This is a genomic window from Micromonospora sp. 067-2 (assembly GCF_046549295.1).
Classification (GTDB): Bacteria; Actinomycetota; Actinomycetes; order Mycobacteriales; family Micromonosporaceae; genus Micromonospora.
The window spans coordinates 183529-196161 of the sequence record NZ_JAJPWB010000008.1 but is presented as its reverse complement, the minus strand read 5'-3'; the positions used below and the strand labels follow the sequence as shown (position 1 = coordinate 196161).

The window sequence follows — 12633 nt, the reverse complement described above, 5'->3', positions numbered from 1 at the left end:
GTCGACGCGCCCTCGGGTGGTTCCAGGTTGGATCAGGCGGTGAAGGTCACCCGACGCCGCCGGGCGATGACGAAGAGCACCGCACCCGCGATCAGCAGGGCGACCGCGCCGGCGGCGATGCCGCCCGCCGCCGCACCGGTGACCGGGAGGCCCGGCTCCTCGCCGCCAGCGCCACCGCCGCCGCAGTTGCCCTCCGGCGTGTAGATCGCCTCGAGCTCCAGGTCCAGGTCCGGCAGCGCGACGAGCGCCGTCTTGTCCTTGCCGGCCTTGAAGGTCACCGTCTCCGACGCGCCGGCCGCGACCGTGCGGGTCTCGGTCTTACCGCTGTAGGTGAACGTCGCCTTGACCGGGAGCCCACCCTCGGGGTTGGTCGCGGTGAGGGTGAAGTTCTTGCAGTCGGCCTTGGTGGTGACGGCCGGCAGGGGGCAGTCCTCGGGGCGCTGCCACGAGTACGTGCCGTTCTCGACCACCTTGCCGTCGACCAGCACCTCGATCTTGCCGGCGTCCGCGGCGGGCACGATGATGCTGTTGTCGGCCTTGCCGGCAGCGACGGAGACCTTCTTGGTGAAGCCGTTCTCGGCCTTCACCTCGAACTCGACCGCGTACTTGCTGATCTTGCCGTCGTTGCTCAGCGAGACGGCGACCGAACCGTCGCAGTTGGACGCGAAGGTCGAGGCCGGGGTGGTGCAGTTCTTGTTGCCGCCGTTGTACCAGCCCTGCGGGCCCTCGGACCGGTTGCCCGGGGCGCCCGCCGAACCGAGCTTCTTGTTGTCGTAGCGCTTGCCGCCGTCGACCAGCTCGTCGATGACCTCGTCCTTACCGCCCCAGATCAGGTCGACCTGGGTGTGGCAGTCCGGGATCTCGACCTTCAGGTCGATCTCGGTCTGGGTGCCGCCGATCCAGTTGCTGTCCGGCGTGCCGTACACGTACTGGGGGGTGGCGAACTGCGGCCGGGGCGCGAAGTACGACACCAGCGTGAACCACTGCTTGCCCTCGCCGCAGAGCGGCAGGTCACCGTCGAGCTTGACGGTGGCGGTGCCCTTCGGGCCGTCGAAGGTGTGGCTGTACTTGGCCTTGTCGACCTCGACGCACTTCGGGGCGGGCGCGCAGGACGCGTCGGCGGCGAGACCGATGCTCCCCTTGGCGGTGTGTTCAGCGGTGCTCTTGCCGTCCTTCAACCATTCGGCGTACACCTCGAGGTTGGCGGTAGTGGTGTCGCCAGGCACCCGCTGGACAGCCTCCACGAAGGTGCCCTGGTTGATGACGAAGCCCTGCAGCGGCACGTCCGCCTTCGCGCCCTCGACAAGCGCGGTCACCGGAGTGCCCGGGTCGGTCGTCACCCTCTGGAGCGTCGCGTCCTTGTTGGTCTCGCTGTTCTCCACCTTCCACGTGATCACGCGCTCGCCGGTGAGCCGGTCACAGTCGGCGGTGGCGCTGATGGTGGTGTGGTGTGCGCTGGCTGGGGTGGCCACCGCGACGACCCCGGTGAGGCCGATGAGGGCGGCTCCCAGGATGGCCAGCGGTCGCCGGAGCGACAGCTTGGGACGGATCACGGGTACTCCTGGAGTGCTGAAGCGTCAGGGGTGTGGCACGGGAGTGACAGTGGACGGTCACTGCACGTCCGATCGGAGAGGCGCCCTCCCGAGCCGCGGGCCGGTGGGTTGCCGCCGGCACCCGGCAGACCCTAGCGAGATCGCAGCGCCCGATACAGCGCTCAGGATTCGATAAGAATGATGTTATCAATTTGAGATCATTGATATACGAGAAGTGATCATGTCGTCGGCGTGGCGATACCGACCGTGTTGGCTGCCGAATCCGGCGGGTCGCGTAGCGTCGCGGGCATGAGCAGGAGGAGACGGTGACCCGGATCGTGGCCGGGACGCTCGGTGGCCGGCGGATCGCCGCGCCGCCCGGCGCCGGCACCCGCCCCACCTCCGACCGCGTCCGGGAGGCGTTGTTCAGTGCCGTCGAGGCCGAGGTCGACCTCGGCGGTGCCCGCTTCGCCGACCTGTACGCCGGTTCCGGCGCGGTCGGGCTGGAGGCGCTCTCCCGGGGCGCACGGCACGTGCTGCTGGTCGAGTCCGACGCCCGGGCGGCCCGGGTGATCCGGGAGAACGTGGCGGCCCTGCGGGCCGGGCCGGCCGTCCGCCTGGTCGCCGGCAGGGTGGCCACCGTGCTGGCCGCCGGCCCGGAGGGCGGGCCGTACGACGTGGTCTTCGCCGACCCGCCCTACGCGGTGCCGGACGCGGAGATCACCGCACTGCTGACGACGCTGGTCGGGGGCGGCTGGCTGGCGCCCGACGCGCTGGTGGTGGTGGAGCGGTCGAGCCGCACGAGGCAGCTGGACTGGGTGGACGGAATCACCCCGGGGCGCAGTCGCCGTTACGGCGAGACCACCCTTTGGTACGGTCGCCGATCATGAGACGTGCGGTGTGCCCCGGTTCGTTCGATCCGGTCACCAACGGACACCTCGACATCATCGGCCGCGCCAGCCGGCTCTTCGACGAGGTGATCGTCGGCGTGCTGGTGAACCAGTCGAAGAGCGGCCTGTTCACCGTCGAGGAGCGGATCGACATGCTCCGCGAGGTGACCGCCTCGTACGGCAACGTACGGGTCGAGTCGTTCCGGGGCCTGCTGGTCGACTTCTGCCGGGCCCAACAGGCGAGCGTGCTGATCAAGGGCCTGCGGGCGGTCAGCGACTTCGACTACGAGTTGCAGATGGCCCAGATGAACATCGGGCTGGCCGGCGTCGAGACGCTGTTCATGCCGACCAATCCGCTCTACTCGTTCCTCTCCTCCAGCCTGGTCAAGGACGTGGCCAAGTGGGGTGGCGACATCTCCGCCCACGTTCCCGACCCGGTGCGGGAGGCCCTGCAGTCCCGCCTCGGCCCCCGTCCGTAACGCGGGGTGAACACCGCGCGACGCGCCGGGTCGGGGTGGATCGAGCAGGTGTGGGGCGGGCACGACATGATTGGTGGAGCGGGGAACCGGCCGTAGCCCGCATCATGGAGGTCGGCCGAAGAACGGACAGGGAGTGAGGTACCGGTGGACCCGCTCGATCGCATCGACGAACTGATCGCCATGGTGGAGCAGGCCCGCTCCGTCCCGATGTCGCGCAACAACTGCATGGTCGACCGGGGTGAGATGATCGCGGCCCTCGACGAGATGCGCGCTGACCTGCCCGCCGACCTGCGTCGCGCCGCCGCGCTGCTGGACGAGCGCGACAAGATCATGGATGCCGGCAAGCGCGAGGCCGACCGGATCATCAGCGAGGGTGAGGCGGAACACGCCCGCCTGGTCTCGGTGAACGAGATCACCGTGTCGGCCGAGCACGAGGGGGCCCGGATCATCGCCGAGGCGCGGGCCGAGGCGCAGCGCCTCCGCGAGGAGGTCGACGACTACGTGGACACCGCTCTGGCCAACTTCGAGCAGTTCCTCACCCGGGCGCTCGCCTCGATCGAGCGCGGCCGGGACAAGATGCACGCGCTGCGGGAGATCGGCACCTTCGGTGGGGATGAGGCGGAACGCCCGCTACCCTTCTGAGCGGCACTTCACCAGCCGACATTCTTGGGCGGGCGTCGCCCCCGGTTCGACGGTCCGGCGGTCGCCCAGGTAACCTTTTTTGTCGGCCTCTCACCGGCCGGAGTCTGACTATGCCCAAACACTCGCCATCGACACTCAACCCCAGGTCGCCGCTGGTCCTCGACACGAGAGACCTGCCGCGCCGACCTGGCGCGTTGCGTGAGGTCCAGCGGGTCGTGCCGGCACCGACGGACCTCGGTGTGGAGTTGATCGGCGTGCCGGAGGGCGCGGACCTCGACCTCGATCTGAGGTTGCAGTCGGTGTCCGAGGGCGTGCTCGTCTCCGGGACCATCACCGGTCCCGTCCGGGGCGAGTGCGGCCGTTGCCTGCGCGAGATCAACGACTCGATGGCCGTGACGATCCAGGAGCTGTACGCGTACGAGAACAGCACCACGGACGTCACGACCGACGAGGACGAGGTGGGCCGGATGCAGGGCGATCTGATCGACCTGGAGCCGGCGCTGCGGGACGCGTTGGTGCTCACGCTGCCGACCAACCCGCTCTGCCGGGAGGACTGCCCAGGACTGTGCCCCGACTGCGGGGCGCACTGGGACGATCTGCCGGCCGACCACAGTCACCAGCAGATCGACCCGCGTTGGGTAGGCCTGTCGCAATTGACCCGTACAGAGGAGTAAGAACCGTGGCCGTCCCGAAGCGCAAGATGTCGCGCAGCAACACCCGGTCCCGCCGGGCGAACTGGAAGGCGACCGTGGTCGCGACCGTCGCGTGCCCGCAGTGCAAGTCCCCGAAGCTGCCGCACGCCGCCTGCTCCGTCTGCGGCACCTACAACGGCCGCCAGGTTCTCGAGGTCTGACCTGGACGCCGAGTGACGCCCCCGACCCCAGGTCGGGCGGCGCGCGCACCCTGGCATACGCCCGGTGCCCCGGCTCCCTCCGACGCCGTCCGGCCCAGACCGGTCGACGTCCCGGTGGAGCCGGGCACCGCGCGGATCGCCGTTGACCTCCTCGGCGGGGACGACGCTCCCGCCGTCGTGGTTGACGGCGCTCTGCGTGCCGTGCGCGCCGACCCCGATCTGCATCTGCTGCTCGTCGGCCCGAGTGAGGTGGCCGACGAGCTGATCGCTGCCCTCGATCCGGCCCAACGGGCCCGGATCACGGTGCGGCCGGTCCGCGACGCCGTCGGCATGGCCGACCATCCGAGCGCCGCCCGCGCGGAGAGCACCGTCCGGGCGGCGGTCACCGCCGTCCGCGACGGAACCGCCGACGCCCTGCTCTCCGCCGGCGCCACCGGCGCCACCGTCACCGCGGCCGTGCTCGGTCTCGGCCGCTGGCCGGAGATCCGCCAACCCGCCCTGGTCGCCACCCTGCCCGCCGTCGCCGGGCCGGTCGTCCTGCTCGACGTGGGCGGCTCGCTGGAGCCCCGCCCGGCCACCCTCGCCCGGCACGCCGTGCTCGGCGCCGCGTACGCCGCGGTGGCGCACTCCATCGCCGAGCCTCGGGTCGGCCTGCTCTCCGTCGGCACCGAGGCCGGCAAGGGCGATCGGGTACGCAGGGCCACCGACCCGCTGCTCGCCGTCGAACCGCTGCCCGGCGGGGCGCGCTACGTCGGCCTCGTCGAGGGGTACGACGTGGCCCTCGGCGCGCGCGCCGATGTGGTGGTCACCGACGGCTTCACCGGTAACGTGCTGCTGAAGGCGATCGAGGGCGCGTACGCGATGGCCGGCGGTCCACCCGTCGGCGGTGGCGCCCCCCGTGCCGCCGCCCTGCTCGGCGTTGCCGGAACGGTGGTCATCTGCCACGGCGCTGCCCGCGCCGACGACGTCGCCTCCGGTATCGCCCTCGCCGCACACCTGTGGCGTCGGCGCGCCACCGACCTGATCGCCGCGTTGCTCTCCGGTGACGCCGCGACGGACCGTACAGACCGTTCCACCGACACCGAGGTACGCACATCATGAGCAACGACAAGCGGCGGCAGGCGTCCGTCGGTCACCTGGAAGCTGCCTTCGGCGTGAGCCTGGAACCCGACCTGCTGCTACGCGCGCTGACCCACCGCTCGTACGCGTACGAGAACGGTGGCCTGCCGACCAACGAGCGGCTGGAATTCCTCGGCGACTCGGTGCTCGGCGTGGTGATCACCACGGCGCTCTTCCACAATCACCCGGATCTGCCCGAGGGGCAGTTGGCCAAGCTGCGTGCGAGCGTCGTCAACATGCGCGCGCTCGCCGATGTGGCCCGTGGTCTGGGCCCGGACGGCCTCGGCGCGTACCTGCTGCTCGGCAAGGGCGAGGAGACCACGGGCGGTCGGGACAAGGCGAGCATCCTCGCCGACACCCTGGAGGCGCTGCTCGGCGCGATCTACCTCCAGTACGGGCTGGACACCGCCGGGATCGTCATCCACCGGCTCTTCGACCCGCTGATGGCCGAGTCGGCCGGTCGGGGTGCCGCCCTGGACTGGAAGACCAGCCTCCAGGAGCTGACCGCGGCGCTCGGGCTCGGTGTGCCGGAGTACCGGATCGAGGGCGCCGGCCCGGACCACCTCAAGACGTTCACCGCCTGGGTGGTGGTGGCCGGCAACCGGTACGGCGGCGCGGACGGACGCAGCAAGAAGGAGGCCGAGCAGCGGGCGGCGGAGGCGGCGTGGCGGATGCTCGCCGACCAGGACCGTCAGGCCGACCAGGACGGTCAGGCGGAGCCGGACGAGCGGACCGACCGGGAGGAGCGGGTCGGGCCGCTGGAGCGGGCCGAGCGTGCGGCCCGTACCGAGCAGGCCGACCACACGGCGCAGGTCATGCCCGCCGACGTCGCGGCGGAGCGGGTCGACAGGGCCGGGCCGGACAGCAACGGTGCGGCGCCGACCGCCACCGGCGTCGGCCCGGTCTCCGGTGGCGACAACGCGGCCCGGAGCGCCGGTACCGGGGCCGCCGACGACCGCGAGGCGGGTCGGCCCCGTGCCTGAGCTGCCCGAGGTGGAGACCGTCCGGCAGGGCCTGGCCCAGTGGGTCATCGGCCGGCGGATCGCTTCGGTGGAGGTCCGTCATCCCCGTGCGGTACGCCGTCACGTCCCCGGCGGCGCGCATTTCGCCGACGTGCTCGCCGGCCGGACGGTGCTGGACGTCCGTCGCCGTGGCAAGTACCTGTGGTTGCCCCTGGACAGCGGCGACGCGGTGATCGGGCACCTCGGCATGTCGGGTCAGCTGCTGCTCCAGCCGCCCGGCACGCCGGACGAGACCCACCTGCGGGTGCGGTTCCGGTTTGCCGACGACGGGCCGGAACTGCGCTTCGTCGACCAGCGCACGTTCGGCGGGCTCTCGGTCAGCGAGGGGGGCGCCGAGTTGCCCGCGGAGATCGCGCACATCGCCCGCGACCCGATGGACCCGGAGTTCTCCGACGCGGCGTTCGTCGCCGCGCTGCGCCGTCGGCGGACGGAGGTGAAGCGGGCACTGCTCGACCAGACCCTGATCTCGGGCGTGGGCAACATCTACGCCGACGAGGCGCTCTGGCGCGCCGGGCTGCATGGCACCCGCCCGACCGACGCGCTGACCGGCCCGGCCGCGCAGCGCCTGCTCGGCCACGTCCGGGACGTGCTCGCTGAGGCGATCAAGGACGGCGGCACCAGCTTCGACGCCCTGTACGTCAACGTCAACGGGGAGAGCGGCTACTTTGACCGCGAGCTGAACGTCTACGGCCGCGAGGGTGAGCCGTGTCGACGGTGTGGCACGCCGGTCCGCCGCGAGGCGTTCATGAACCGCTCCTCGTACAGCTGCCCGCACTGCCAGCCCCGGCCCCGGGGTTCCCTTCGGGGATGACCCGGAGTCGACTCCGGGTCGATGCCGGCGGGTCGTGGCCGGTCGCTACGGGCGGGACCCCGGCGTACGCCCGAATTGCGGGTTGATGCCCCTCGAATGGACCCCGCGCCCCCGGTGCAGCGATTCCGGGGCCGGCCGGGGCCGATCCCCGATGTGACCGCCTCGTCACGTCCCTAACGTCAGCACCGTTGACAGGGGGTCGACGTGACAGGGGGACGCGAGATGGGGACAAGACCGGTGACGGTGCGGATGGCGCGGTGGAGCGCCGAGCACCCGTGGCGGGCGATCGCGCTGTGGGCCGTGTTCGTCGCGGTGTGCTTCGTCGGTGGCAACGCCACCGGCCTCAACGAGGCCAGCAGTCGCGACCAGGCGATCGGCGAGGCGGGGCGGGCCAGCCTGATCGTGGACGGCGGCGCCTTCGACGACCCGGCCGTGGAGAACATCCTGATCACCACCCGGGGTGGGGCGCTGGATCCGGCCGCGGCGAAGACGGTGGCGGACGACGCGGCGGCCCGGCTGCGTACGGTTTCCGGGGTCGCCGAGATCGGCCAGCCGGTCACCGCCCGCGACGGCTCGGCGCTGCTGCTGCCGATCACCATGTCCGGCGACCCGGACACCGCCTCGGACCGGGTGCAGCCGCTGCGCGACGCCACCGCCGCCGTGCAGGACGCGCACCCGCAGCTTCGCGTCGAGCAGGTTGGTGGGCCGTCGATCGATCAGGCCCTCGACGACACCCTGGGCAAGGACTTCAAGCGCGCCGAGCTGCTCAGCCTGCCGGTCACCCTGGCCATCCTGATCATCGCGTTCGGCGCGCTGATCGCGGCCAGTGTGCCGGTGCTGCTGGCGCTCTCCTCGGTGGCCGCCGCGATGGGTCTGTCCACGCTGGCCTCGCACCTGGTGCCGGCCACCGACACCACGGCCCCCGTGATCCTGCTGATCGGCATGGCGGTGGGGGTCGACTACTCGCTGTTCTACGTTCGCAGGGAGCGTGAGGAACGCGCCAAGGGCCGGTCCGGGCTGGACGCGGTGGAGATCGCCGCGGAGACCTCCGGGCACGCCGTGGTGGTCTCCGGCTTCGCGGTGATCATCTCGATGGCCGGGTTGCTGCTCGCCGGCGACGTGGTCTTCTCGTCGCTCGCGATCGGCTCGATCCTGGTGGTCGCCGTTGCGGTGGTCGGGTCGCTGACCGTACTGCCCGCTCTGCTGGCCAGGCTCGGTCGCTGGGTCGACCGGCCCCGGGTGCCGCTGCTCTGGCGCCTGACCGCGCCGCGCGCCGGCCGGCACGGCGAGCCCCGCGGGCCCCGGCTCTGGCCGGCGGTGCTCCGGCCCGCGCTGCGCGCACCGGTGCCGACCCTGGTCGTCTCGGTTGGTCTGCTGCTCGCGCTGGCCGCCCCGGCGCTCGGCATGAAACTGAAGTTCCCCGGTATGGAGGACCTGCCGCGCACCACCCCGGCGATGCAGGCGTACGACCGGCTCACCGCCGCCTTCCCGAGCACCGGCACCAACCATGTGGTGGCCGTCCGGGCACCGGCCGAGCAGGCCGACCGGGTCCACGCCGCACTCACCGACCTGGCCGCCCGGGCGGCCAGCGACCCGCTGTTCGCCCCGCCCGAGACGGACGGCCCGAAGATCGAGGTGTCGGGTGACCGGCGGGTGTCCGTGCTGGACGTCGCCACCCCGTACGCCAGCCGTGACGACCGCTCGGTGCAGTCGTTGGAGAAGCTGCGTGGGGACCTGGTCCCGGCCGAGCTGCGGGGCATCCCCGGCATCGAGTACGCGGTCGGCGGCAGCGTGGCCGACAGCGAGGACTACGCCCGGCACGTCCGGGACAAGCTGCCGCTGGTGATGGGCTTCGTGCTGGTGCTCACCTTCCTGGTCATGATGGTCACGTTCCGGTCGGTGGTGGTGGCGGCCAGCTCGATCGCGTTGAACCTGCTCTCCGCCGGCGCCGCGTACGGGCTGCTGGTCCTGGTCTTCCAGGGCGACTGGGCGGCGGGGCCGCTCGGCTTCACCTCGATGGGCGCGATCGTGTCCTGGCTGCCGCTGTTCCTCTTCGTGGTGCTCTTCGGCCTCTCCATGGACTACCACGTCTTCGTGGTCAGCCGGATCCGCGAGGCGATCCGGGGTGGCATGTCCAACTCCGACGCGGTGGCGTACGGGATCACCTCGTCGGCCGGCGTGGTGACCAGCGCGGCGATCGTGATGGTCGGCGTGTTCTCGATCTTTGCCACGTTGAGCACGATCGACATGAAACAGCTCGGCATCGGCCTGGCGGCGGCGATCCTGCTGGACGCCACGATCATCCGGGGCGTGGTGCTGCCGGCGCTGATGACCATGCTCGGCGACGCCAACTGGTGGACCCCACGCTTCCTGCGCCGCCGCCCAACACCCGTCCCCACCGACCCACCACCCCCGGCCAGGGACCTACTCCCAGTCCCCTGAACCCCTCCCCCCGGGGCGCCCGCCCTCCTGGTTGATCATGAAGTTATTGCCACGGCACGCCGAGATGGATGGCAATAACTTCATGATCAACGGGACGGGGCGGGGGCGGCGGCCGCGGGGGCGGGGCAGGGACTTCGCCAGGCGTCCAGGGTTCGGTTCTTGCGGATCGAGGCGAAGCCGTAGCCGACGGTGGTAACGCAGAAGTCGTCGGTCGAGCCGGTGTACTCGACGTGGAAGACCGGCTTGCCGGCGTCGGCGAAGGGCAGCAGCTTGGCGCACTGGCCCAGCCGGACGCACTCCTCGTTGACCGCGAAGTCGAAATCCGGCGCGAGCGCCGCGAGCTGCGGCACGTCGTTGACCAGCCCGGGGGACAGGTCCAACGACCGGGCCAGCCGGGCCAGCCGACGGTTGAACAGCAACTGGTCGTCGAAGTCGAGGGGGAAGCCGGTGCGCCGCGCGTACCCGTCGGCGTCGGCCAGCGCCACCGCGCCGAAGCCCTTGCCCCGACAGAGTCGGAGCCGGTCGGCGAGCACCGGCTCCAGCGCGTCCCACCCCCGGACATCCAGCCACCGACTGCCGGGACGGGGGCCGGTCGAGCCCCGTACGACCTCCGGGTACCTGCTGACATCCGGGTCGGCCGAGCCGACCGAGCCGACGTACACGTGGCAGATCAGGCGGCGGTCCCGAGAGCGCAGCTCGGCGGTCTGCGCGGCCGTGGTGGCCACCGGGTCGAGTAGGAAGACCTCGGCGTCGACCGTCGGGTCGAGCGGGCCGCTGAGCTGCCACTGCCACTGCCAGTGGCGGGTCTGGGCGACAGGCCACGCGGTGGGCGCGCCGGGCGGGATCAGCTCGCCCCGGCAGCCGTACGCCGGCATCACCAGGACGAGCACGACGCCGGCCGACACGATTCGTCGCAGCCGGTGTACGGCGGCGCGTCGCCGCAGCCGGATTCCCATCGGCAGCCCCCGGGTCCGGGGCGGCCCCTGCGCCGCCCTCACCGGCACGCCGACGCCCCACGCTCCGGCCCGGCGTACCCCACCGGGTCAACGAGCGCGGAGGCGCGGACGACGCGCGGTCAGCGCGGCGCCGCGAAGACCTGTGTCCAGTACGGCCCGTTGCTGCTCGCGATGCCGACGCCGATCTCGGTGAACGCGCAGTTGAGGATGTTGGCGCGGTGGCCCGAGCTGTTCATCCAGGCGTCCATCACGGCGGCCGGGGTCTGCTGGTTCCACGCGACGTTCTCGCCGTAGGTGCGCCAGGCATAGCCGACGCGGTCCAGACGGACGCCGGAGTCGCTGCCGTCACTGCCGGTGTGCGACATCTTCTGGTGGTCGGCCTGATCCTGGCTGTGCCCCTGCGCCGCGGTCATCAGCTTGTCGTCGACGCTCAGTGCCTTGCAGCCGGCCTTCGAACGCTCGGCGTTGACCAGGTCCACCACCTCGCGGGCCTGGGCGCTGATGCTGCCGCTGGAGCCCGATCCCGAGCCTGTGGTGGTGCTCGGCGGACTGGTGCGCCGGGCGCTACGCCGCGACGCGGCGCTGGTCCGCGGCGACTCCGGGGCGGGCTTGACGACCCTGCTCGGCGACGGGCTCGGCGACGCCGGACGGGGCGTACCGGTGGGGGAGGGTGCGACCGGGTTGTCACCCGTGGTCTGCTCGGTCGGCACCGCCGGGGCGGCCGCGGCGGTGTCGTCGACGGCGCTCGGCTCCCTGGTCGCGCCGTCGCCGCCGGGCAGGGCGAGCGCGCCGACGCCGAAGCTCACCACGAGGGTGGCCGCCGCGGCGGCGCCGCCGATCATCAACGGGCGGCGCCAGCGCCGCGGGGAGCGGTGCCGCCCCTCGCCCGGACGGCTGGACGCATCGGTCCGCCAGCCGCCGGTGGCGTCCTCGGTGCTCCAACCGCCGGTGGCGTCGCCGGTCGGTCGATCGGCGTGCCAGTTGCCGGTCGGCCCCTCGGTCGGCTCGTCGGCCGGCCGGTAGGCGGGCTCGTACGCCGGCCAGGCGGCGGTCCGGTCGTCGACCGGCCCCTCGGGGACCGCCGGTTCCGGCTGCCAACGGCCGGTGGGCTGGGCGCGGTGCCACTCGTCAGCGGGCTGGTCGGGGTCGTCTCCGAACAGGTAGGCCGAGCGGGGCTCCGGGTGATTCCTCAGCCAGTCCGGCTCGTCGGTCGGCCGCTCGGCGCGCCGGGGAGCGCCGTTCGGGTCCATCGGATCGGTCCAGCCGTACACGGCTCTGCCTCCACGGGTCGGTTGCGGGCCGGGGTGACGCTACGACTCGCCCGCGACCTGCGGCAACGTGGCTAAGGAAGAGTTAAGGGGAAGTCGGACCCCAAGGTGCGGACTTCCCGGATTCCCGGCGTACAGTAAAGGAGTCCGGACAGAGCGTGTCCGTGCCGTAAGGCAGCCCCCCGACAAGTGGACAGGTCGACGTAGAGATGATCTACGGCCTGCGAGAACTTGACGAAGGAGGGGTTTGCGGCTCAATATATAGGTGTCGCCAGTCGCGCCCAGTCATGTCCAGTTACAGCTGGAATGACAGCCGCGTACAAATGGGCGCGCGTTGGCCGGCCTTTCCGGCAGCGCATATCAAGGAGTCAGCATGGCGAAGGCCCTCTACGGCCACGTAGGTGCAGCGCCCGACCGGCGTCTGCTCGACGAGGTCACCCGACTGCGTTCCAGGGTCCAGGCACTGGAGTTCGAGATCACGCGTCTGCGTGCCGACAATGATCGGCTCGCGGCGGCTGCGGCGGAGGCGGACGACCTGCTCCGTCTGGCCGAGCCGGCGCTGACCTGATCTTCGGGGTCCGGGATAACTGAATCGCACCATCGCAAAAATGCGCGCCGA

Annotated in this window: 12 protein-coding genes and 1 pseudogene; 10 read left to right on the top strand and 3 right to left on the bottom strand. The window is 71.7% G+C overall.

Features of this window, described 5'->3' with window-relative positions:
• Nucleotides 1-32: 32 nt before the first annotated feature.
• On the bottom strand, nucleotides 33-1553 hold the full coding sequence (locus ACLJN9_RS20645; RefSeq protein WP_410813092.1) for a cell wall anchor protein: 1521 nt from the start codon (nucleotides 1551-1553) through the stop codon (nucleotides 33-35).
• A gap of 305 nt (nucleotides 1554-1858) precedes the next feature.
• Between ACLJN9_RS20645 and rsmD the strand changes: the two genes are divergently transcribed.
• The 9 genes and pseudogenes from rsmD (at nucleotide 1859) to ACLJN9_RS20600 (ending at nucleotide 9790) form a co-directional block, all read left to right on the top strand.
• Nucleotides 1859-2422, top strand: coding sequence for a 16S rRNA (guanine(966)-N(2))-methyltransferase RsmD (rsmD, locus tag ACLJN9_RS20640; RefSeq protein ID WP_410813091.1), 564 nt, complete (start codon nucleotides 1859-1861; stop codon nucleotides 2420-2422).
• Nucleotides 2419-2901, top strand: a complete 483-nt coding sequence (gene coaD / locus ACLJN9_RS20635; protein WP_252416738.1) for a pantetheine-phosphate adenylyltransferase — start codon at nucleotides 2419-2421, stop codon at nucleotides 2899-2901. Before rsmD ends, coaD begins: the two co-directional genes overlap by 4 nt.
• Nucleotides 2902-3045: 144 nt before the next feature.
• Nucleotides 3046-3543 (top strand): hypothetical protein, encoded by a 498-nt coding sequence (locus ACLJN9_RS20630; protein ID WP_110562456.1) that lies wholly within the window; start codon nucleotides 3046-3048, stop codon nucleotides 3541-3543.
• Between the two features lie 110 nt (nucleotides 3544-3653).
• Nucleotides 3654-4217, top strand: a complete 564-nt coding sequence (locus ACLJN9_RS20625; protein WP_410813090.1) for a YceD family protein — start codon at nucleotides 3654-3656, stop codon at nucleotides 4215-4217.
• A gap of 5 nt (nucleotides 4218-4222) precedes the next feature.
• Nucleotides 4223-4396, top strand: coding sequence for a 50S ribosomal protein L32 (gene rpmF / locus ACLJN9_RS20620; protein WP_030335284.1), 174 nt, complete (start codon nucleotides 4223-4225; stop codon nucleotides 4394-4396).
• 114 nt (nucleotides 4397-4510) lie between these two features.
• Nucleotides 4511-5497, top strand: coding sequence for a phosphate acyltransferase PlsX (locus tag ACLJN9_RS20615; RefSeq protein WP_410813089.1), 987 nt, complete (start codon nucleotides 4511-4513; stop codon nucleotides 5495-5497).
• Nucleotides 5494-6210 (top strand): annotated as a pseudogene (gene rnc / locus ACLJN9_RS20610) (ribonuclease III); the annotation flags it as partial. The gene ACLJN9_RS20615 and the pseudogene rnc, both read left to right, overlap by 4 nt.
• A gap of 280 nt (nucleotides 6211-6490) precedes the next feature.
• The gene (gene mutM, locus ACLJN9_RS20605) at nucleotides 6491-7348 is read left to right on the top strand and encodes a bifunctional DNA-formamidopyrimidine glycosylase/DNA-(apurinic or apyrimidinic site) lyase (RefSeq protein ID WP_410813088.1); all 858 of its coding nucleotides are present in this window, start codon (nucleotides 6491-6493) and stop codon (nucleotides 7346-7348) included.
• Between the two features lie 222 nt (nucleotides 7349-7570).
• Nucleotides 7571-9790 carry an MMPL family transporter gene (locus ACLJN9_RS20600; RefSeq protein ID WP_410813087.1) on the top strand — a complete coding sequence of 740 codons (2220 nt, stop codon included), beginning with the start codon at nucleotides 7571-7573 and terminating at the stop codon, nucleotides 9788-9790.
• A gap of 86 nt (nucleotides 9791-9876) precedes the next feature.
• On the opposite strand, the gene ACLJN9_RS20595 is transcribed toward ACLJN9_RS20600, so the two are convergent.
• Both ACLJN9_RS20595 and ACLJN9_RS20590 read right to left on the bottom strand, forming a co-directional pair.
• A complete protein-coding gene (locus ACLJN9_RS20595; RefSeq protein ID WP_410813086.1) occupies nucleotides 9877-10746 on the bottom strand; it encodes an endo alpha-1,4 polygalactosaminidase in 870 nt (289 codons plus the stop codon).
• Between the two features lie 119 nt (nucleotides 10747-10865).
• Nucleotides 10866-12017 carry a CAP domain-containing protein gene (locus ACLJN9_RS20590; RefSeq protein WP_410813085.1) on the bottom strand — a complete coding sequence of 384 codons (1152 nt, stop codon included), beginning with the start codon at nucleotides 12015-12017 and terminating at the stop codon, nucleotides 10866-10868.
• 370 nt (nucleotides 12018-12387) lie between these two features.
• On the opposite strand from ACLJN9_RS20590, the gene ACLJN9_RS20585 reads away from it, so the two are divergent.
• Nucleotides 12388-12582 carry a hypothetical protein gene (locus ACLJN9_RS20585; RefSeq protein WP_030487463.1) on the top strand — a complete coding sequence of 65 codons (195 nt, stop codon included), beginning with the start codon at nucleotides 12388-12390 and terminating at the stop codon, nucleotides 12580-12582.
• Nucleotides 12583-12633: the final 51 nt, after the last annotated feature.

Coding starts and splice junctions, on each gene's coding strand:
- coaD (WP_252416738.1), top strand. CDS start 2,419: ATGAGACGTGCGGTGTGCCCCGGTTCGTTCGATCCGGTCACCAACGGA.
- ACLJN9_RS20585 (WP_030487463.1), top strand. CDS start 12,388: ATGGCGAAGGCCCTCTACGGCCACGTAGGTGCAGCGCCCGACCGGCGT.
- ACLJN9_RS20600 (WP_410813087.1), top strand. CDS start 7,571: ATGGGGACAAGACCGGTGACGGTGCGGATGGCGCGGTGGAGCGCCGAG.
- ACLJN9_RS20595 (WP_410813086.1), bottom strand. CDS start 10,746: ATGGGAATCCGGCTGCGGCGACGCGCCGCCGTACACCGGCTGCGACGA.
- ACLJN9_RS20625 (WP_410813090.1), top strand. CDS start 3,654: ATGCCCAAACACTCGCCATCGACACTCAACCCCAGGTCGCCGCTGGTC.